At 60.7% G+C, this 21640-nt stretch carries 20 protein-coding genes; 10 read left to right on the top strand and 10 right to left on the bottom strand.

What is annotated here, in order from left to right; genetic code table 11:
* From C444_RS11750 to C444_RS11720, 7 genes are all read right to left on the bottom strand, one after another.
* Positions 1-945: an ABC transporter permease gene (locus tag C444_RS11750; protein WP_004593075.1), complete on the bottom strand. Its 945-nt coding sequence runs from the start codon at positions 943-945 to the stop codon at positions 1-3.
* A complete protein-coding gene (locus tag C444_RS11745) occupies positions 942-1949 on the bottom strand; it encodes an ABC transporter ATP-binding protein (RefSeq protein ID WP_004593074.1) in 1008 nt (335 codons plus the stop codon). The genes C444_RS11750 and C444_RS11745 overlap by 4 nt, the downstream gene beginning before the upstream one ends.
* Positions 1936-3321: a nitrous oxide reductase family maturation protein NosD gene (nosD, locus tag C444_RS11740; RefSeq protein WP_004593073.1), complete on the bottom strand. Its 1386-nt coding sequence runs from the start codon at positions 3319-3321 to the stop codon at positions 1936-1938. The genes C444_RS11745 and nosD overlap by 14 nt, the downstream gene beginning before the upstream one ends.
* Entirely contained in the window at positions 3318-4118 is an 801-nt protein-coding gene (locus tag C444_RS11735; RefSeq protein WP_004593072.1) for a hypothetical protein, read from the bottom strand. The genes nosD and C444_RS11735 overlap by 4 nt, the downstream gene beginning before the upstream one ends.
* A 30-nt stretch (positions 4119-4148) precedes the next feature.
* Entirely contained in the window at positions 4149-6128 is a 1980-nt protein-coding gene (gene nosZ / locus C444_RS11730; RefSeq protein WP_004593071.1) for a TAT-dependent nitrous-oxide reductase, read from the bottom strand.
* 1 nt (position 6129) lies between these two features.
* Positions 6130-6642: a plastocyanin/azurin family copper-binding protein gene (locus C444_RS11725; protein ID WP_004593070.1), complete on the bottom strand. Its 513-nt coding sequence runs from the start codon at positions 6640-6642 to the stop codon at positions 6130-6132.
* A 246-nt stretch (positions 6643-6888) separates the two neighbouring features.
* Positions 6889-7614: a DUF7260 family protein gene (locus C444_RS11720; protein WP_004593069.1), complete on the bottom strand. Its 726-nt coding sequence runs from the start codon at positions 7612-7614 to the stop codon at positions 6889-6891.
* Between the two features lie 541 nt (positions 7615-8155).
* On the opposite strand from C444_RS11720, the gene C444_RS11715 reads away from it, so the two are divergent.
* From C444_RS11715 to C444_RS11675, 9 genes are all read left to right on the top strand, one after another.
* On the top strand, positions 8156-8962 hold the full coding sequence (locus tag C444_RS11715) for an IclR family transcriptional regulator (protein ID WP_004593068.1): 807 nt from the start codon (positions 8156-8158) through the stop codon (positions 8960-8962).
* 726 nt (positions 8963-9688) lie between these two features.
* The gene (gene gdhB, locus C444_RS11710; protein ID WP_004593067.1) at positions 9689-10972 is read left to right on the top strand and encodes a glutamate dehydrogenase GdhB; all 1284 of its coding nucleotides are present in this window, start codon (positions 9689-9691) and stop codon (positions 10970-10972) included.
* A 6-nt stretch (positions 10973-10978) separates the two neighbouring features.
* Entirely contained in the window at positions 10979-11926 is a 948-nt protein-coding gene (gene rocF, locus C444_RS11705) for an arginase (protein ID WP_049909447.1), read from the top strand.
* A 95-nt stretch (positions 11927-12021) separates the two neighbouring features.
* The gene (locus tag C444_RS11700) at positions 12022-13344 is read left to right on the top strand and encodes a class-III pyridoxal-phosphate-dependent aminotransferase (protein WP_004593065.1); all 1323 of its coding nucleotides are present in this window, start codon (positions 12022-12024) and stop codon (positions 13342-13344) included.
* A gap of 59 nt (positions 13345-13403) precedes the next feature.
* Complete coding sequence (locus C444_RS11695) at positions 13404-14192, top strand: transporter substrate-binding domain-containing protein (RefSeq protein WP_004593064.1); 789 nt, start codon at positions 13404-13406, stop codon at positions 14190-14192.
* Positions 14193-14196: 4 nt separating this feature from the next.
* A complete protein-coding gene (locus C444_RS11690) occupies positions 14197-14877 on the top strand; it encodes an amino acid ABC transporter permease (protein WP_004593063.1) in 681 nt (226 codons plus the stop codon).
* Positions 14874-15626, top strand: a complete 753-nt coding sequence (locus C444_RS11685; RefSeq protein WP_004593062.1) for an amino acid ABC transporter ATP-binding protein — start codon at positions 14874-14876, stop codon at positions 15624-15626. The genes C444_RS11690 and C444_RS11685 overlap by 4 nt, the downstream gene beginning before the upstream one ends.
* Positions 15623-16609 (top strand): amino acid ABC transporter permease, encoded by a 987-nt coding sequence (locus C444_RS11680; RefSeq protein ID WP_004593061.1) that lies wholly within the window; start codon positions 15623-15625, stop codon positions 16607-16609. Before C444_RS11685 ends, C444_RS11680 begins: the two co-directional genes overlap by 4 nt.
* Before the next feature lie 42 nt (positions 16610-16651).
* On the top strand, positions 16652-17368 hold the full coding sequence (locus C444_RS11675; RefSeq protein WP_004593060.1) for a helix-turn-helix domain-containing protein: 717 nt from the start codon (positions 16652-16654) through the stop codon (positions 17366-17368).
* Positions 17369-17606: 238 nt separating this feature from the next.
* Here the strand turns inward: C444_RS11675 and C444_RS11670 are convergent, their stop codons facing one another.
* Positions 17607-18644 carry a tyrosine-type recombinase/integrase gene (locus tag C444_RS11670; protein WP_004593058.1) on the bottom strand — a complete coding sequence of 346 codons (1038 nt, stop codon included), beginning with the start codon at positions 18642-18644 and terminating at the stop codon, positions 17607-17609.
* Positions 18641-19054, bottom strand: a complete 414-nt coding sequence (locus C444_RS11665; protein WP_004593057.1) for a DUF5805 domain-containing protein — start codon at positions 19052-19054, stop codon at positions 18641-18643. The genes C444_RS11670 and C444_RS11665 overlap by 4 nt, the downstream gene beginning before the upstream one ends.
* 1616 nt (positions 19055-20670) lie before the next feature.
* Here C444_RS11665 and C444_RS22970 point away from each other — a divergent pair.
* Positions 20671-20793 carry a hypothetical protein gene (locus tag C444_RS22970; RefSeq protein WP_004593054.1) on the top strand — a complete coding sequence of 41 codons (123 nt, stop codon included), beginning with the start codon at positions 20671-20673 and terminating at the stop codon, positions 20791-20793.
* Positions 20794-21163: 370 nt separating this feature from the next.
* On the opposite strand, the gene C444_RS11660 is transcribed toward C444_RS22970, so the two are convergent.
* Entirely contained in the window at positions 21164-21586 is a 423-nt protein-coding gene (locus tag C444_RS11660; protein ID WP_004593052.1) for a hypothetical protein, read from the bottom strand.
* Positions 21587-21640: the final 54 nt, after the last annotated feature.

Here is a 21640-nt window from a genome sequence, read left to right as displayed (position 1 = left end):
TCAGAGACGCCGCCGCTGGATGAGTTTCGCAGCGACGCCGACAGGCACGACGACCCACGCTACGAGTCCCGCGGCGACCATCGGCGTGGTCAGCCCGGCCTGTGCCAGCACGCTACCGAAGCCGCCGGCGACCACGTCCACCTGCGACAGTGCGAGTACCCGGAAACAGTCCACGGGGTTGAGGAGTATCGCCGCGGCGATAGCGCCGGACCCAAGGTCGAACCCTGCGACGGCACCCAGCGCAACCAGGTCGTGCAACAGTGCGACCCACAGCCAGATGGCCAGTGCGGCACCGAGCGCGTGCGTCTTCGTCCGCGAAACCGTCGAGACAAGCACCGCCACGCCCAGCATCGCGCAGGCGGTCAACACCGCAGCAAGGGCGACCGCCGCGTACTGGCCGACGCTAGCGAGCCCGATGTAGCGGACGGTCAACAGCGCACCGGGAACGAAGCCGAGCAACATCGCGCCGGACAGCACCGCTGCCCGGCCGATGGCAGTCCCGACGACGACACGGCCTTTCGTGACCGGGAGCGCGAGCATGAGTTCGAGCGAGCCGCGTTCGTCGGCCCCGACAATGGCGTCGTAGCCGACCGCCAGCGCCGTCAGCGGCACAAGGTAGACGCCGAGTTCGGCGATGGTCGCGATCACCGCGTCGAAGCGACCCGGACCGACCGAGCTCGCGCCGAACTGGACGACTGCGGTGGTAAAGAGACCGAACAGCAGCGCCACGCCGAGCGCCCACCGGCTCCGGACGGCTAGCCGGTACTCCCGGCGAGCGATGGTGAGCAGGCTGCTGTCAGCAAGCCGAGCCAGCGTCGATTCGTCGGCTGCGTCCGTCGCCGTACTTCGCTCGGTTCCGCCGTCGTGCAACCGGGTAGCCGGAGCGTCGGCCGCGACAACGCCGCCGTCGGGGGCAGGGTCCGTCGAGGAGTCGTCCTCGCTCATGCCGGCTCACCTCCCGAGTCCTCGGTTGCTGCCTCCGCAGCCGCTGTCGCCGCTGTGCCGTCGGAGTCGGAGCCATCGCCGCCATCCGCCCTGACGGCCTCGTGGAACGCGGCTTCGAGGCCGGGTTCGCGGACCTCGAACCGGTCGATGTCGTACCCTTCACCGATGGTGGTCAGGTGGTCATAGGCCTCGGCTGGCGTGGTCTCTGCCGTCACGTCCTTACCGGAACGGCTGACGGTGGACACTCCCTCGTGGTTCCCGAGGTCGGCCGCTACGTCGCTCGCAGCCGCCGCGGACGCAAGCGACAGCGACACCGTCACCTCGTCCGCAGCGGCGCGGCGAAGCTCTTCGACCGGGCCCGCAGTTGCCACCTGTCCGTCGGCGATGATGACCGCCTCCGAGCAGAGCCGCTGAATTTCTCCGAGCGCGTGCGAGGAGAAGACGATTGTCACGTCCGTCTCCGACGCCAGGGATTCCACGACCTCGTGGAATGCCCGGATACCGTCGGGGTCGAGCCCCGCGGTCGGTTCGTCGAGTATCAGCACGGCCGGCTCACCGACGAGCGCGGTGCCGAGGCCGAGCCGGCGGTTCATCCCGTTGGAGTAGCCGCCGACCCGGCGGTCCGCGGCGTCCGCGAGTCCGACGGTATGCAGGATGCGCTCGACGTGGTGATTCCGGTCTTCCCGGGGTACCGAGCGCATACGGGCGTGGAAACTGAGTATCTCCCGGCCGGTCAGGCTCGGCGGGAAGCCAGCGTGTTCCGGCAAGTAGCGCACTCGTTCGCGAACAGTGGTCCCGTCAGTTGGGTCCGCGCCGGCGACGGAGACGCTTCCCTCGTCGGGCCGGTTCAGCCCGGCAAGCAGCTTGAACAGCGTCGTCTTGCCGGCTCCGTTCGTGCCAAACACGCCGAGGGTGGCCCCCTGCTCGACAGACAGACTCAGTCCGTCGAGCGCCTGCACGTCGCCGTAGGCTTTCGATACGTCGTCGACGTCAATCACGTTCATAGTAGCTCCTCCAGTTCTCGTGGGGTGGTTCGGTGAGCGGGCGGGCATCGACGACTCCGGGCGACCGGACGACCGGAACGGACGACTCGGCCAGCCGAACGGCGTCGAAGGCCGGACTGCTGGCGAACACCCGCGCGGCGGGCTTCTCGGCGGTCACCTGTTGGACCGTGCCGGCCGGCTGGTAGCGGGTGTCGCCGACGCCGTCGTCGTCGACGTCGGTCGGGTTCGCCCGGGACCAGTAGTTCCCGACGCTCTCGTTCCAGTGGACCTGGTCGCTCATGACCGCCAGCACCGGTCTGTTATTGCGGATGAAACTGTTTTTCGTCACCGTACCGTCGGTGCTGCCGGCGGCGATGTGGACGCCCACGTCGTTGCCGACGATGAGATTGCCGACGATGCGATTGCTGACGGAGTTGTAGACGAACAGCCCGTTCTCGTTGTCGACGAGGTGGTTCCCGCGGATGTCCGTGTCGTCGATGCTTTTGACGAGGATGCCGTGGCCGGACTGCCCGCTGTTGTTCACCGCGATATTGTCCTCTATAACGAGGTGTTTCGACACCATCAGTGCGTACCCGACGTCGTTGTCGAAGGCGGTGTTGTCCCGCAGGTGGCAGTCGTCGGAGTACATATAGTGGACGCCGTACCGGAGGTCCCACATGGTGTTGCCGGTCGCGTTCACGTCCTTGGCCCAGTTGAAGTAGAGCCCGTCCCGGACGGTGGTGATGTCGTTGTTCCGGATGACGCTGTCCTCGGACTTCCAGATCTGGATGCCGTTGCCGCGCTTGGTCAACTGCGTTATCTCCTCGCGGCCGACGATAGTGTTGTTGCGGATGTGGGCGTCGTCGACGCCGTCGAGCCAGATGCCGAAGGTCATGTCGGTCACGCGGCTGTCGCGAACCGTGACGTCGCTGGCGTTGACGAATATCGCGGCGTCATTCGTTGCGGTGTCGTAGCCGCTGTTGCGGACCCAGAGGTCGGTGACGGTGACGCCCTGCGCTTCGACGGCGAGCACGTCGCCCTCGCCATCGCCGTGCAGTAGCGCTGATCCGGGACCGCTCCCTGCCAGCGTGACGTTCGGCGTCGTCACGATGAGGGTCTCGTCGAAGCGACCGTCGAGCGTGACGGTGTCGCCGGGGTCCGCGGCGTCGACCGCCGCCTGCGCGCTATCGTACGTTTCACCGTTAACGGTCGCGGTGCCATCGGCCGACGGGGTAGTGAACGACCCAGTGTCGGGGACGTCGGGGTCGAAGGCGAGGTCGTCGCTGCCGGTCGGGCCGGCGCTGGCCATCCCGACAGCCATGACTGACAGCACGAGTAGGACCGCGGTACCGACGGCGAACGCACGCTCGAAATCGTGGGACAGTGGACTCATGGGTTGGTTTCAGGTTGGTCGGGTTCGGCCGCGGTGGTCGTCGGGCGGTGCGGGGCGTCTTCCTCGTCGTCGCTGTCGCCGTCACGGCCCAAGCGGTCCTGAACGGCGTCGGGAAGTCCGGTAAGCCGGTCACGGAATCGGGTCGGGAGTTCGCTGAACGTCGCCGCCTGATCGCGGTAGTAGTACGAAACCGCGAGCAGTCCAACGGCTGTAGCGGCTATGTACGCACCGAGACCGAACCGGGAGACGCTGGTGATGTTCGCGACCTGATACTGGCCCCACAGCGGCGGCGTGAAGCCGTCAACGCCCATCACCGGTGCACCGGGATCGAGCGTGTGGCCAGCCTGCCAGAGCCGGTACTGGATGTCGGCCAGCATCACGGTGAACACCAGCACGGTGCCGCCAAACTGGTATTGCAGGCCGCGCTTGAGCTTCTCGGCGGTCGGCGCGATAGCGACGAACACTGACAGCAATGATACGCCGATGAACGCGACTGGACCCAGCGACCACTCGGGCACGTCGATGGCCCGCGCATTCACCGGATAGTTCGGTTCGAGGAACACCGGGTCCGGGAAGTAGAAGCCGATGTAGTGGTTCAGCCGCGCCATCTCGGTGTAGTCTCCCGTCAGCCGCGGGTAGGCGTATAGATTGACGTGTAGCGTCGTGCTGGGGTACTGGACGGCGTCGACGCTGATGTGCCACATCGGGAACGCGAGCGCTGCGACGAACAGCGCCGCCGCTGCCACGGGGAGGCCCCGCCTGACCTCGCGGAAGTCATCGAGAGTGGGTCGTTGCATGACTGGACACCTCGGGAATGGGTCGTGGGGCTACCCCTCCGCCGGTTCGACGATCATCCGACTGCGCATCTCCAGGTGGAGGGCGCTACAGAAGAACGTACAGTAGATCCAGTACACGCCGGGATCATCCGCCGTGAAGGTGACCTCGCGGGTGTCCTGTGGAGCCACGGCGTAGTTGATATCGTGCTCGGGGATGGCGACACCGTGGATGATGTCCTGGACGCCCTCGATGTTGGTCGTCGTCAGCTTGACCTCGTCGCCCTCCTGGACCGTGAAGTCGGGCAGGCCGTACTCCGAGCGCTTGGTCGTCATCTTGACGTGGACGCTGTTCTCGCCCGTGCGCTCGACGCCGGAGTCCTCCTCCGTGATGTAGGTCTCGTCGTAGTCGCTCTTATCGTAGACTTTCTTGGCGTCGATTTTGTCTTTGTGGGCGAACACGCAGTCGTGTGGCTCGGGGTAGGCCGGGTGGTCCGCGACCAGTTCCATCTCTTTTTCCCCTTGCCCGATGTGGATGAGCTGGTCGTTGTCGGGCATGATCGGGCCGACCGGGAGGAACCGGTCTTTCGAGAGCTTGTTGAGGCTGATGAGCCACTCTCCGTCTGGGTCGGTCGTCATGGCCTCAAGCGCCTGAATGTGACCGGGGTTGTAGTGGACGTCCTGCTTCTCGATGATTGGGTCTTCCGACCCCTCTTCGGCCTCGACGGCCGCCTCGATGTCCCACTTGACCGCCTGGGAGTCGATGAACAGCGACGTGTAGGCGTGGCCGTTGCCGTCGAAGGTTGTGTGCAGCGGGCCGAGCCCGACACGCGGTCGTCCGGCGACGACCTCTTCGGGGTCGGAGGAGTCGGCCAGCGCGTTCAGGTCGAGCATCGTCACCGTCGGGGAGAGCTTCCCCGCGATGAACGCGTAGTCGCCGTTCGGCCCGACCTCGACGCAGTGGGGGCTTTTCGGCGTCGGGATGTACTTCACGATAGGGCGGTCGCCCTGGTTGAGCGAGCTTCCCTGCGTGCCGTCGACGACGGGAATACCGTTGACCTCTTCGTAGTTGCCGTTCTCGACGGCCTGCTCGATAGCCGGGATGTCGAATGCCTTGACGTTGTCCCGGTCGTCCTTCGTCATGCCCTGTATGTCTGTGGCCTCCTCGCTGTTGTACGCTGAGGAGATGGCCCACCGACCCTCTTTGCCGGTGTCGACGATATCGAGGTTCCCGTCGACCTTGACCTGCCACTGGGTCTCCATCGACTCGGGGTCGACGGCGACGAACAGCGACGTGTAGTTGTCCGGGTTCTTCACGTCAGTCCCGTCGTTGGGCAGCGGTGCGCGGAACTCGCCGTTTCCTAGCACGTACTTGGTGTCCGGTGAGAGGACGGTACAGCCGTGGATGGCCTGCATGTTCGGGACATCAGTGATTGCGTCCGTCTCGAAGTACGTGAGATTCACGCGGGCGATGCGGCCGTTGGCCTTGTCGTTGACGTACAGGTACTCGCCGTCGTAGTCCCCGTCCGTCTCCGAGAGGTTCGGGTGGTGGTTGTCACCCCAGCTGTAGCCGCCGCCCTCCTCCAACAGTTCCTTGGTGTCGTCGGTGTAGCCATAGCCCGTCGCACAGTCGGTGTTGAACACCGGAATCCGGGTGAGCTCACGCATCGACGGGATGCCGATGACACGCAGTTCGCCGGAGTGACCACCGGACCAGAACCCGTAGTACTCGTCGTGTTCGCCCGGTTCGACCGTGTGGCTCGCACCGCTGCCGGAAGGAGTCGACTGACTGCTAGCGCTACCATCGCCGCCGGTCAGCGCTGAACACCCGGCGACCGACCCCATCGCACCGGCGGCGACGCCGGCTTTCATGAAGTCCCGGCGACCGAGCGAGAGCCCAGGCAGTCCCAGCGAGATGTCGTCGTCTTCAGCTGTTTCGTCAGGGGACTCGACATCAGCCAGTACCGAATCGAGCGTTTCTTCGTACTCTTCGAGGACTTCGTTCGGATCGCGTGGGGTTTCGTTCTGGCTCATATTAGACCACCTTGATCTGGCCGACCATCCCGTTCATCTCGTGGGGGATGCAGTAGTACTCGTACGTCCCGGTCGTCTCCAGCGTGACCTCGTAGCTCTCGCCTTTCGGGACGTTGCCCTCCTGCCCGTTGCTGTAGCCGTCTTTCGCGGCCTGTTGGGAGTCGAACCCGCCGGATGCGAAGTAGTCCGCGCCGTCGGGAATCTTGTCCTCATAGGCTGTCACCGTGTGGCCGATGCTGCCGACGTTCTCGAACGTGACCGTCGTGCCCGCCTCGACCTGGATCTTCTTCGGCTCGTATGCCAGTTCGTCCGTCATTTCGACAGTGCTCGTTTGGGTCCACTCGGATCCGCTCCCGCCGTCGCTGGACTCGGTATCGCCGCCGTCTGACCCGTCACTGCCGCCACCCGAGTCGCCGTCACCGCCATCGCTTGATCCGCCGCTCGACGAACAGCCAGCAAGCGTTGCTCCAGCCGCGACAGCCAGTCCACGCACGAAGGTTCTACGCGTTGCCATGGTAGCTCACGGCTGTAACTCGAAGACCCACCTGTATATATAGGGAACCGTACTCTCAGCTCGCAGGAAGTGGGGCGAATATGTTCGCTACCACATAGTGAATGGTATCTCATCGTGAAGATTCCCGCAGAATACAGCGACTGTGTCGGCGTCTCCGTACTCCCAAGTTGGGTGGTGGGTACCGGCGTATAGTACACCGCGGTTCGGTGACGCCCACAACTGCCTGTTCCGGGGACCGCCTTTCAGTCAACTATCCACAGATTCCTGTAGCCGCGCGAGACTGGTCAACACCGGATACGTCCAGAGCTGCTCTTCGTACATGTACGTGCAGAACTCATGGGTCTCGAACCGGTGGACGCTTGAGTGGAGTTGGTCTTGGCGCTGCTTTAACAGCGCGGTAACGTCGCTCTGGAACGTCTCGCGATACCACTCAGGCACGACCGTGCTGTCGAGTGTCTCGATGATCTCTTGCAGACTGCCGCGGTACTCCCGCATCGACTCCTGTTCGATTTTGACAGCCCGGTCCAGTGAGGTCCGTTCGTCGATTGCTTGCTCGGTCGCGCCCACCAGTGAGCGTTTGAGCGGCGGCGAGAACCCGACATTCGTCTCAGGGTGAAACAGTGCTGCGTAGTCCGGTCCGAACTCGATAGCAACGTTCTCGACCAGTGACTCGTCGTACACTGACTCGTAGTGGTCGACAGCCAGCACCGTGTCAGTGTAGGCGTCCCGTAGCGCTTCGACGGGGTCTGCTGCGGACTGTCGACTTCGGGTACCGACGGGGGAGGAGGGCTGTTCGACGGGGTCGACGGCACGGAGGCGCTGCAGGAATTCTTCGAGACCAGCCTGCTCGGCGGCAAGCTCCGTATGCTCCTCGTCAAGAACAGTGAGAGCCGTCTCTACCGGCTCGAGAATGTGGTCTCGCCATGTATGCAGGAACCACTGCGTGCCGTCCTGCGCAGGCGTCGTTGACATACTAGTGTCTCGTTCGGTAACAACAATAAGTGTTTTAGTTACCGGTCAACACCCCCGTGTTCTGAACGGCTATTTATATAGTCCCAGCGTGTCAACAGTGTTGCGTTCGGGGTGTGTCGTGCGGTTTCGCTCTCTCGACAGCGTCGGTGTCCGTAGAATAGCATCTGGTTTCGAGAACGAGAGTCCATCTCAGATTTGTTCATAGTTCTGTGACATTTAGAACGGTATAATGTGAAAGCCCGGGTAACATACAGAATTAACAAACCTTGAGAGTATATAGTCAAAATATACCCACATATGAGCCATTTATGAATGTACCTTAGTGGTGTATGTATACAAATACTAGAAATAGGCACTTATAGGGACAGAAGTGTGGACCTCGACACGTTTTCACCTCCAAATACTTCTGTAAAGGAGTGGTTAGATAGTTTTACCGTGCTAGGTGGTGCTATCTGTCGGTCGGTAGCAGTCGAGCGGTCGTTGCGGTCGTGCATCGCTCACATCCGGGTTTTTAAATAATGACGGCAACTCTACTCGGGTAATGACCGACGACGCTGACACACAAAACACGGGCCGGCGGATACAGTCCGTGGAGAACGCCTGCGAGATCATTGAAGCTGTTCAGGAGTCACACAGCGCGACGTTGCAGGAGCTGAACGAGCGAATCGAACTCTCTCAGGGAACGCTTCACACGTATCTTGCGACACTGACCGACTGTGGCTTCCTCACGAAGGACAACGACACATACCAGCTCGGCTTTCGGTTCGTCACGATGGGCGAACACGTCCGCAACGAAACAGAGCTCTACACTGCTGGCCAGGAGGAAGTCGACAAACTGGCCGATAGATCCGGCGAGTACGTCCATCTGGTCGTCGAAAACGACGGTCGCGAAGTCGCCATCTACGAGCGGCGGGGCGAACATGCTGTCGGGATGGACTATCACCTCCAGTTGCGGGAAGCACCACAACACCTCCATGACAGCGCTTCGGGGAAGGCAATCCTCTCGTGTCTCTCGGACGAGCGCGTCGAGAAAATAATCAATCGGGAAGGTCTCTCACGACAGACACAGCACACGATTACGGACCGAGAGACACTCTATGACGAGTTAGAAGCCATTCAAGAGCGAGGATACGCGACGAACGATGAGGAAGAGATCCGTGGCCTCCGGGCAATCGGTGCGCCGATTCTGGACAACGATGGGATCGTCGTCGGCGCGGTCAGTGTGACTGCACCGACCAGCCGTCTGAAAGGGAGCCGCTTCGACACCGAAATTCCCGAGATGGTGATGGAGGCCGCGAATCTCATCGAAGTCAATCTCGAAATGACCTCGTTCGACCGAGATACGTAACAACGGTGTCGTACACTTTCGCTATGTGTCGGCGACGACCACGAAACGGCGGCGGCGTCCAGTCGCCGACATTTGGATAGCTCAAATCTCGGCTGCGTTGCTGTGACCATCGAACGGAGCGATTCACCCGGCAAACGAGCCACAATAACAGTCGTACCATCGTTAGTAAGAGTTCAGTGAGAGCGCAGCAGGCCCGATAGCCACGCCCACAGGCTGTTTCCGATGGGTCGACGCGGGACTGATACCTGTCGTGGGTGGTCGCTCTCAGTATAGCGCTCCGCCACTGCAGTGCCAAGCCTATTTTTGAAATAGTCAAAATACTGGACGATTCCCCATTCAGCATTCAGACCTGGGTATAGCATACATATGTCGACATTTGTACCATCTGGCGGGGGCTTCATCTGACCAATGTGGCCGCACCTATATTGAGTATATCAATCCCATATCTGTGAAATATCCCGCAGCTGAGCCACGAATCCACCGCGTAATTCCCTATAAGAGACAAATAAAGACGCTCAAATGGCTTTGCTATGCTCAAACTAGTTGTCCCGCAGACAGTCCCAAATATTTATTAACAATACCAGTATTGGTGCCGATACACTGTCTCACTCCAGCTATCGGATGCTGACAGTCAGGACGAAGCCAGCGTGCTGAACAACTCAGCGTACTCGCCCCATTGGTCCCGAAGCAAGTGGGCGTACGCACCACCGAACCCACAAACCAATCATGAGCACACAGAAGGAGTCACCGGAGCAAGCGACAGACGAGGACGAATCACCAATCGCGACTGCCCGCCATCAACTGGAGCAAGCGGCTGAACACCTCGACCTTTCCGAGGGGATGCTTGAACAGCTCCGTCACCCATCGAAAACTGTCGAGGTATCCGTTCCGATCCGCCGAACCGACGGGAGCGTCGAGGTGTTCAACGGGTATCGCGTCCAGCACTTCGAGGTCAGAGGGCCGTACAAGGGCGGTATGCGATACCACCCGAGCGTCTCCGCTGAGGAGTGTACGGCCTTAGCGATGTTGATGACGTGGAAGTGTGCGGTGATGGACCTCCCCTTCGGCGGCGCGAAAGGCGGCATCGTCGTCGACCCGTCGACGCTCGACGCACAGGAGACCGAGCAACTGACCCGTCGGTTCGCCGAGGAGCTACGGGAAGTCGTCGGGCCGACGAAAGACATCCCCGCACCCGATATGGGGACCGACGAGCAGACCGTCGCCTGGTTCATGGACGCGTATTCGATGCAGGAAGGCGAGACGGTCCCCGGCATTGTGACTGGCAAACCGACAGCGGTTGGCGGGACACACGGCCGTGAGGAGGCACCCGGCCGGAGCGTCGCTATCGTGGCCCGCGAAGCACTCGACTATTACGACGGAAACATCGATGGTGCGACTGTCGCCGTCCAGGGCTTCGGTGCCGTGGGCGCGAACGCCGCACGCCTGCTCGACTCGTGGGGTGCATCCGTCGTCGCTGTCAGCGACGTCGACGGCGGCATCTACGACGAATCCGGCCTCGATATCGAATCGATTTCCGCTGACGGCGACGAACACGGCCAGTTAGGGGCTGTTGACGCACCACGGCAACTATCCAATGCCGAACTGCTGGAACTCGATGTCGATGTCCTCATCCCCGCGGCGGTCGGGAATGTCCTGACCGAGGAGAACGCTCCGGACGTGCAGGCGAGCATTATTGTCGAAGGGGCGAACGGCCCGACAACGACAGCGGCCGATACAGTGTTCGAGGAGCGTGACATCCCAGTCATCCCAGATATCCTGGCGAACGCCGGTGGCGTCACCGTGAGCTACTTCGAATGGCTCCAGCACATCAACCGACGGAGTTGGTCACGCGAGGAGGTCAACGATGAACTCGAAGCCGAAATGCTCGATGCCTGGGAAGCGCTTCAGGCCGAAGTCGAGGACCGCGATGTCACGTGGCGGACGGCTGCGTACATCGTCGCGCTCTCGCGAATCGGAGACGCTATGAACGCCCGCGGGCTATGGCCGTAGCAACGGATGTCGCTTCAGTCCACCAATTCGCGAGACCACAGTCGTTCCGTGTCACCTGTCGCGGTGCTCGGTGTCCCGTTTGCCCTCGGTGCCGACCGGCACGGCGTCGACATGGGCCCGTCAGCGATTCGCTACGGCGGCCTCAGTGCCGCGCTCGATACGGCCGGCGTCGACTACACTGACGTTGGGGACCTTTCACTGCCGACGCTACAGTCCCAACCGGCGTCCACCGACGCCAGTGCGAAGTACCTCGATGCTATCGCGGAAATGACCGACACCCTTGCCGACCGGGTGGCAACGGAAATAGCCGACGGGAGCGTGCCGCTGGTGTTAGGTGGCGACCACTCTATCGCGATGGGAACGATGCGCGGTGCGGCTCAGACATCCGAACTCGGTGTCATTTGGTTCGACGCGCACGGCGACTACAACACCCCGACGACCTCGCCCAGCGGGAACGTCCACGGGATGCCGCTCGCGGCCGCCCACGGCTACGGCGATTTCGCAGAGATGCCGTGGGCCACGGCCCCGAACGTCGCCGAGGAGAACACCGTCATCGTTGGCGCGAGGAGCCTCGATGCCGACGAACGAGCGGTCCTCCGTGAGAGCGACATATCCGTCTTTACGATGGAAGACATCGACAAGCGTGGTATCGGACCAGTCACCGACGAGGCGCTCGACATCGCGACCGACGGCGTCGACGACGTCCACGTCAGCCTCGACCTCGACTGGCTTGACCCGGACGACGCACCGGGGGTCGGGACACCAGTTCCCGGCGGGGTCACGTACCGGGAGGCGCATACGGCGATGGAACGAGTCGCCGACCGCGACGCCGCCGAATCCGTGCTGCGGTCGCTCGATATCGTCGAAGTCAACCCCATTCTCGACCAGCGCAACACGACGGGCGAGCGAGCGGCCGAACTCGCCGCCAGCGCGTTCGGCAAGCGGATCCTGTAGCCCAGGTTCGAACCGCAGCAAGGACTCAATTGCGTGCCCGCAACGTGGGGACCGGAACACAGTAATTTATTACCAATGATTGCGATTATGCTAGCATGGACCGCGATACTGCGGAGCCGCGTGTCGATAGCCTTCCTGGCCCACAGAGCAGCGAGTGGGTCGAGTATCACCACGAAACCGCCGCGCCGAGTACGTACGTGTACGATTTCGTCTGGGACATCACCGAAGACGCAATCGGTCCGTTCTGTACAGACGCGGACGGCAACGTCCTGCTCGATTTCACCTGCCACGTCGCCGCGTCGCCGCTCGGGTACAACAATCCGAAGGTGCTCGACCGGGCTGATGAGTTCGACATGGTCGACCCGCTGAAAATCGCCGGCCAGGACTTCTACGTCAGCACCGGCGGCTCACCCGACGAAACGTCGCTGCCGGGCCCTGCTCACCTGATGGATCGGTTGACCGACATTACTAGCCACTACGACTTCGATACCGTCTTCCTCTCGAACTCCGGTGCTGAGGCCGTCGAGAACGCGATGAAGATCTGCTACGATAACTGCGAGACGCCGAAGTACGGCATTACATTCGACGGCGCGTTCCACGGTCGGACCCTGGGAGCGCTCTCGCTGAACCGTTCGAAGTCCGTCTATCGCCGGAAGTTCCCCGAACTCAGCGGGATTCACGACGTGGAGTACTCCGAGGCTGGCGTCGAGCGCCTCCGTTCGAAACTCGACGCAGACACCGGCCACATCCCGCCCGAGGAAGTCGCGTTCCTCATTCTGGAGCCGATACAGGGCGAAGGCGGCTACAGGGTCCCGAGCCCCGAGTTCCTCTCGGCCATCGACGACCTCTGCCGGGAACACGATATCCCGATCATCGCCGACGAAATCCAGTCGGGAGCCGGCCGCACGGGCGAGATGTGGGCTGTCGACCACTACGACATCGAGCCGGATGTCATCACGAGCGCCAAAGCGCTCCGGGTCGGCGCGACCATCTCCCGGTCGGACATCTTCCCGTCGGAAACGTCTCGGCTCTCATCGACGTGGGGGGCCGGTGACATCCTCGGTTCGATGCGTGGCGCGCTGACGCTCGCCGCTATCGAGGACCACGACCTGCTGGACAACGCCGCCGAGAAGGGGACGTACTTCATGGATCGGCTCCGCGATATCTCGGCGGGCCGTTCGCTGGTCGAGGACGTTCGGGGCCTCGGACTGATGACCGCACTGGAGTTTGATACGGCAGATCGACGCGACGCCGTGATGGAAACCGCGCTCCAGCACGGCCTCCTCACGCTCGGCTGTGGCCAGAAATCCCTCCGACTCCTCCCGCCACTCGACGTCACCGAGCGCGAACTGGAACTCTGTCTCGACATCCTCGATTCGGTGTTTACCGAGGTTGCAGACCCTGTCGCGTCGGCCTGACCCTCGCGACTTCTGCGGTAACCGAAATGTTAAAATATGATTGATTCGACTGTGGCACTATGCCACGAGAGGCACGCGTAGACAGACGGAGGTATCTGCAGGCAATCGGTGGCACTGTCGCGACCCTGTCGGTCGCTGGCTGTCAATCGGGCAGCGGGGACTCACAGACGCTCACAGCGGGCACAGCGCCGGGATTTCCGCCGTTTGAGATGAAACAGGACGGCGAACTCGTCGGCTTCGACGTCGAGTTGCTGGAAGCCGTTATCGCGGCGACGGAGTACGAACTGAGCGGCTGGGACGAACTTGAGTTCAAATCACTCATTCCGGCGCTGAACAACGGGAACGTCGACGTCGTCGCGGCGGGCATGACCATCAACGACGAACGCGACGAGGCGATCGACTTCTCTGACCCGTACTACAGTTCGAATCAAGCCATCGTCGTCCGGGAGAACGGGTCGTTCTCACCGTCGTCGCTGGATGACCTCTCCGGAGCGGCAGTCGGGGCACAGAAGGGGACGACCGGTGAATCCGTTATCAAAGATCAGCTCATCGAAGCGGGCACGATTCCGGAGTCCCAGTACAACGCATACGGGAACTACGTGCTCGCCGTCGAGGATCTGCTCAACGAAAACGTCGACGTCATCATCATCGACGTCCCCGTTGCGAACTCGTTCGTGGCAGACCGCCCCATCGAGTCCGCGTTCGTCCACGAAACCGGCGAGCAGTTCGGCTTCGGAATTCAATCCGGCAACGACGAACTCGCGGGTGCGCTCAACACCGGGCTGACCACCGTTGAGGACGACGGGACGTACCGGGACCTGACCGAGAAGTGGTTCGGACAGAAGTGAGGCCATGGCAGCAATCCTACTCCAGACCGCCGACTGGCTGTTCGTCATCGACAACATGGGACTGTTACTCGGTGGGACAGCTGTTACTGTCGCACTCACCGTAGCCAGCATTCTACTAGGATTCGCAATCGGGTTCCCCGCCGGTGCGATAGAGGTGTACGGCTCGGAGCGGGCCAGTCGGCTGGTCGAACAGGTCGGGGTTGTCCTTCGTGGCACTCCGCTGCTGGTCATCATTATGATCCTGTACTTCGGCCTCTCTATCTCCAGTAGCGCGTTCGTCACGGCGACCATCGCGCTCGGCCTCCGGAGCGCCGCCTACCAGTCCCAGATCTTCCGCGGTGCACTCCAGAGCGTCGACGATGGGCAACTGGAAGCGGCACGCGCCGTCGCGATGTCCCGGTTAGAAGCGATTCGGCACGTCGTCGTCCCGCAGGCGTTGCGCCGGAGCGTTCCGGGCTTCCAGAACGAGTTTACCATCGTCCTCAAAGACACGAGTATCGCCATCGTCATCGGAATCGGCGAGCTGCTGACGACAGGACAGAACCTCTACGAAGGCGGACAGTCGACAGCGGCACTCGAGATTTTCCTCGCCGTCAGCCTCGTCTACTTCGTGCTGACGTTCGCTACGAATCGGTCACTCGACAGACTCAGCGACTACTACGCAGTACCGGAAGGAACGACATGACACAGCCACTACTCTCAATCGACGATCTGCACAAGTCCTACGGGAGCGAAGAGGTACTGGAAGGCGTCGGCCTCGAAATGGACCAGGGTGACGTGACGGTCCTCATCGGTCCCAGCGGCTCGGGCAAATCCACGCTACTCCGCTGTGTGAACCGGCTAACCGAGATCAACAGCGGCCGGATCGCGCTCGATGGAGAAGACGTGACCGGGACTGACACTGACGTCAACGAACTGCGAAAACAAGTCGGAATGGTGTTTCAGGACTTCAACCTCTTTGCGCACCTGACGGCGCTCGAGAACGTCACGCTCGGTCCGAAAAAAGTACTCGGCATGGACGCTGCTGACGCTGAAGCGGCCGGACGGAACCACCTCGAACAGGTCGGATTGCTGGAACAAGCAGACTCCTACCCTGCTGAACTCTCCGGCGGGCAGAAACAGCGTGTCGGCATCGCGCGCGCACTCGCGATGGACCCGGAACTGCTGCTGTTCGACGAGCCGACCAGCGCCCTCGATCCCGAACTCGTCGGCGAGGTCGTCGAGGTGATGCGCGACCTCGCCGCCGAAGGCATCACGATGCTCGTCGTCAGTCACGAGATGGACTTCGCCCGGTCGGCCGCGTCGGACATCGTATTCCTCGATGACGGCGAGATTGTCGAACACGGCCCACCGGAACAACTGTTCCAGAACCCCACAGCGGACCGAACCGAACAGTTCCTCAGTCGACTGCACGCACACGAGGAAACGGCATGAGCACAGCTGAATCTACAACATCACCGAATCCGGGACTCCGGGACCGCGTCGGGACGGTCTTTACTGTCCGCCCGCTCACAGTCGGCCTGGCACTGTTCTGGATCTGGGTTCTCGCCCGCTGGACCACTGATTTCGTTCTTGCAGGGGTATCCGGAGTCGACCGCGGCACACCGTTTGTCCCGGCAGCCCCGTTTCTGACGACAGCGGATACCGTCGCATCGCTCGCCACGCCACTCGGTGTCGCCGGAGCGCCGCTGATGTGGGTTGCTGACACGCTCCGTTTTGCTGCCGACGCGACGGCGTACCTGCCGGCGCTGGCACACGGCATCTGGACGACCGTTCTATTGACGGTCTTCAGTGTCTGTCTCGGGTTCATGCTGGCGCTCCCGCTTAGCGTCGTCCGCGTATACGGGGGGCGGTGGGCCCGGTGGTTCGCTTTGTCGTACACAGAACTCATCCGCGGGACGCCATTGCTCGCCCAGTTGTTCGTCCTCTACTTCGCGACCTCACTGACGCAGGTTCTCAGAGGTGTCCCGGGAGTCGGTGTCGGCTTCGTCCCAGCACAGGCGTTCTGGGTCGCCGTCATCAGCTTCACGCTGAACAGCGCAGCCTACCAGTCCGAATACCTGCGTGCGTCGCTGGAGTCAGTTGACGGTGGGCAGCTGACTGCCGCACGTGCTATCGGGCTCTCGAAGCTCGAAGGAATACGGTACGTCGTCGTTCCACAGGGCCTCCGACTCGCGCTTCCCAGCTGGACGAACGAACTCGTGTACCTTATCAAGTACTCCTCGCTGGCGAGTTTCATCACTGTGCAGGAACTGTACGGCCGGACAAGTACTATCGCTAACGAAACGTACCAGTATACAGAACTGTTCGTGCTGGTAGCGATACTGTATCTGGCGCTGGTCGTGTCGGCATCAGCGCTGATGGACCGCGTCGAATCGCACACTGCAACCGCCGGTGTCGGACATACCAGACAATGATTACCCTCTTACGGTCACCAATCAAATATTGCAGCACATCCCATGAGTCAAACCGATAGCGCCGGAGCGCGGCTAACACTCGACCTGTGGCACCCGAACTGCTGGGCTATCGAAGCGACCGACCACACCGATGGCGGCATCCTGGCACACACGGTGCAACAGACCGTCCAGTCGCCGACAGCATCGGTCAACGGCGTGTTTACGGCGTATGGAGCTACGAAATCAGACGTCGAAAACTGCCTCGACGCAGTCCGTGCGTCGCCCCACGCCGGAGAGATACAGGAGCTTCAGGCACGTATCGGACACAAGCGCGACGCGCCGGGAACCGTCGTCAGACAGTTCCTGCTGGAGTACGATCCTGAAGAGTTGGTCTGTCCGACGCTACTCGAACACGGGTTCGTCCACAGCGCTCCCGTCCGTATCGAAGACGGTCGCGAACGGTGGCAGGTGAGTTTCACCGGCGAACGGCCCGAAATCCAGTCCGCACTCGATGCCGTCGAAGCCGACGCCGACGCTGACGTGTCGGTCGAATCCATAGTCACGCCGGACAGCGATACTGAGCGGTCGGTGGGTGGGCTGCGAACCGACTCGCTAACGCCGGCTCAGCGACGGGCTTTCGAAGCGGCTCGTGAAGCGGGCTACTACCAGTGGCCGCGCGGAATTTCGGTTCGAGAACTCGCTGCACAGATGGATATCTCGAAGACGACACTCCTCGAGCATCTCCGAACTGCTGAGTCGAAGCTTCTGGACCCCGAGTAGCTCTATCAGTACTCCTCATCCAGATCGGGTAGTCCTGAGACGTGTGCAGTTCTACGTCCGCAGTGTTTAGTGAAACATTCTGTACGATACTCCTGTCTCGTACGCAGCCACCGAAATCGTCCATTGAGAGAGCACAACTGGAAGCAGAATTCGCTCAATTCTGTATAGCGGTATATGATTTACAAGACTAGCAGCGAACATCTCGAATGTGACGCAGTATTTGAAAAACGACGGAAGATCACAGTAGCGAGTAGATTTCGGCTTCGTACACATCCCTGACCCGAGTCCCCCATTCGTGGGTGTAGGTATCGATAACATCCTGTGCCACGTCGCCTCTGAGGTATTTGACGACGCCGCGATCACCGGTCCGGTCCCGGAGATGCGTCGTGAAGAAGTGCCGGAAGTAGTGTGGCGTCACGTTTTCTTCGGCTCCCCCACCGTCTGTGTACCAACCGAACTCACGGGCGTGGGATTCGACGATATGGTGTACCATGTTCGGCGTAAGTCGTTCTCCCCAGCTGTCGCTTGTAGATACGAACAGCGGCTCTGCCGGCGACAGTGTGTCCGGTCGAATCGCGAGCCAGCGTCGTAGCACTGAGCCCAACTCTGCGTCGACCGGAATCGTCGTCTCGCGCTTGCGCTTGTTGGACGCTGTCCGCTCTTCCCCATTGCTGGGCTCGCCGCGGGTCGGGTCTGCCGCGACGAACAACGTATCCGGACGCCCGTCGAGCCCCGCTCGGACCGGGATTTTCGGCCTAGGGCCGGGGGTTTCGAGATTGAGGTCACGGATATCGAGGTTACACAGTTCGCCGGCACGCATACCCGTTTTCAGTAACGTCACCACGATAGCCCGCTCCAGTGGATGTGAGATGCTTTCTACGAACGTCCGCATCGACTGGAGGTCGATTTCTCGACGGGTCGGGTCGGTATTGATGGACTCATCCATCTCCTCCATGACCAGCGTCATCGGATTCGAATCGAAAACCCCTACCTGAGTCATGTACGCGAAAAACCGGTGTAGATAGGAGGCATACGTTGCGACTGTGCTTTCTTCGACGTTTCCACGAAGGCTGTGGACATACGCCATACAGTCTCGGTGGGAAGCCTCTCGGATGGGAATGGCCTGGTGGCCATCCGTCAGATAGGATTCGAAGTCCCGAAGGACGCGCTCGTAGGACGCACGGGTCCGGTCGCTCTTTCCGTGATACGTGATGTCATCGAGGAAATACCCGACTGGGTCCGACTCGGCGTCTGGCGTGGCTGTATCAGTGCTCATTCGTCTCGAACGTACCCCCCTTGTCGCCCGCTGTACTGCACTTCGTTATTGGACTGCAGTTCTTGTAGCGTATCTTCGAGACGCTCCTCGATATCGTCGGTCAGTTCGGCGAGCAGGTCGTCCCACTCGTAGTAGTCTCCGTCAGCCAGAACCTCTCGGACCCGGTCTTTCAGGCCGCCACCCCCGGGGGTAGCGTCCGGAGAACGGGGTTCCTCGCTATCGCTCTCAGCGGCGCCTGATTCGACTGTCTCGGGGGCTGCTGACTCGAATCCGCTTCGGCCTGCCTGTACCATCGTCCGGACGAACTCGCTTTGACTCATATCCAGTTCCTCGGCGTGGGCCTGCCACTGTTCTTTCTGATAGGCCGGAATGTACGTCCGAACCGTCGTTCGCTCACTATCACTGGACACAGTTTCACCTTGGACGCCAGGGACTTCAATGTAGTCCCATACTTGGAGATAAAAGCCTTTATTTGGGTAGGTGACACCCTATTTCGCCGCCATTTGCCGGATTACTGGCAATCACCCAATACTTATTCAATGTGTGGGCGCATATTCACAAATACAAATTTGAGTGCAGATCGGCGTATGCTCTGGTTCACTCGCCTGCCAACCAGATTCAGACAGACGAAAGTAGAGTATCGTTTGTCAACTTGTCTCAATATCTGGTTTGATCTGGTGAACGCTCACGGGAAGTGAGTTGGGATGATTCAGATCTGCTGCTACTCTGCCAGGCCAGACATATGGATGGTAGTCTGTCCAATAGCTCGGTATCACCGATTTCCTTGCACGGTTGGTTCCTGACCCTTCCACACTTCATAGCATCCGCGGTCTCTCAGACGAGACATGTGTCACGGTGCTGATCCCCTCCGTAGAGAACAGCGCGATTTCCGTACGGATCTCATCGGTCTAAGAGTTCCCCGGCAACATATGCCCGTCACACTGGACAGTACTCCGATCCGTGGTCCGGTCCTTGGACGACGAGAGGTGGTGCTCCGATCAGTCGTGGTCGCCCAATAGTCTCCACGAGCGTGCTATCGGCCTGATTGCCTGTTCTGCGTGCCGCCAAAGGCGAGCACGCTGGCAGGGCTACGCTTTTAACCAGACACACTGTGTCTCGGCCGTTCTCATACTCGTTCCAACAGGGCACGACACAGTGGTTCTGGGGAGACCGCTGCGTTGGGCTCGCTTCAGGTACGGTTGCCAGAGACGCTCGCTACTGTATGGCCCCATGTAATCGTTCTGCCTTCGTGATCCCGAAAAGCATCGTTTCCGGGGCTACTCAGACTACAACCGGGCGAGTTCGCATCGTCTCACGGGACCGCTGGAACACACTTTTGGACAGTATTACTCGCCGGCCGCGGCAGGACGGCGGCGAGAGTGTTTGCAGCAATTCCAGAGTAGCCGTTCCATCGATCAATTGCGTGTCCGGTACCTCGCCAAAAGCAGTCACGGCTGAAAAACTCAGCAGAAGCAAGCAGTCCCGTCGGGCCACGGGTTTAATCGGCCCCGCTTCTCGAAGTCGGTACATTCGGGCTATCAGCGATTTCCAGCCGAGGACGCCGGTATTGTATCAGTCTTTCAGTTCGCTCTCAATCGAAATCTCAGGCCGGGACCGCCCGTCTAAATGGGCGATGCACACGATGTTGCGAATGGTGCTTTGCGTACAGCCCGTCGTCATAGTCGCCACGGAAACCCGTAGGTTAGAGTGATATAATTGACGTACTCGACTCGTCACTTGTTTTTCGTATCGAAAATCCGCACCAGGTTTCACTGTCTATGGACACCCGTTGAGTGGTAGATGCGCCGAAAACAGCTGTTTCCCTGCGCTCAAGCCGTCCCTATCGGCGTGACTCTGGCATTCCCTCCTGCGCACGTGTCACCGAGCACTTCTGATCGCTGGCGGTCAGTATAGATTACGAGTACCATAGACTGATGAACCGAAACCCTCCTACATTAGCGTATCGAGGCTGAAGCTAACGATATGCGTTCCCGACGAGACGCCACCTCTCAGGCGGGTGAGCCCGATGGCTAACGACGCACTTGTCCTTCTGTTCATGATCGCGATTGTACTGGTAGTCATGGTTATCACTCTTATTGGCGGGTTCTATCTGGTCAAATACCTCGTCGAGCGCACGTTCAATTCGTAAGCTTAGGTCCGCAGGGATTTCTGGCTAAGATTTTCGTGGGTGGTGTGATTCTGTAATTACTATTAGTAATTCTCATGCTACAGCTCAGTGGGATACTTGGGACAAATAAATCTCATGTCGCTATATCGAATCTGGATTCTGCGCTACCGATTCGAGCCGGAAATCAGTGCCTCGATGAGCGTAGCCACATCGCGCTGGGACGGCAACTTACCCCTAGAAGGGCCGAGCCGGGCCACGTACCCTTGCAGTGAGGATAGTCTCTGCTCGTAAGCTACTCGAATTCAGCACCGACCCACATGAAAACGTGGCTGTCAGCAGAAATCAGCGTTGTACGGTAGCCCGGTCGTGGACCGCCTCCACGGTAACCCCATCAGTCCCTGTCTTCTCCGGTTGCGACTCCCAAAATAGTCGTCTCTGCGTCGAAATACGTCGGCGCATCGGTGTCGATTTCGAACTCAAGAACGGTTTCGAGATCACCGGAGCCTTCGGCGAGCTGTTCGGCAAGATCCGTATATCCCTCGGCGAGCGTCCGGTAGTCGTCGATTGCTGCCTGCTCCGCCTGTGCTCGCGCCTGTTTGGCCTCTATTTCGGCGATAGTGGCTTCTGCCTCGGTCTCCGGACCGGAACCCTCGGTTAATGTCGTACGAGCGTTAGCTGTGTCCTGTTCTATTTCTTCGAGCAAATCAGAGAGCTCCGCACTACGCTGGTCCAGATGGCCCGCAAGAATCGCAGCCTGGGTTCGACAGTACTCGGCGAGTTCTGCCCGTGAGATATCGCCTGCGTCGTCGCTCATTGCACGTGATACGTCGCCGGCGTGAAAATCGGTTTCGGTAAACGCAGTGAAGCG

The organism is Haloarcula japonica DSM 6131, from assembly GCF_000336635.1.
Taxonomy (GTDB): Archaea; Halobacteriota; Halobacteria; order Halobacteriales; family Haloarculaceae; genus Haloarcula; species Haloarcula japonica.
The sequence above is the reverse complement of the archived record's forward strand: the minus strand, read 5'-3'. Positions and strand labels throughout refer to the sequence as shown.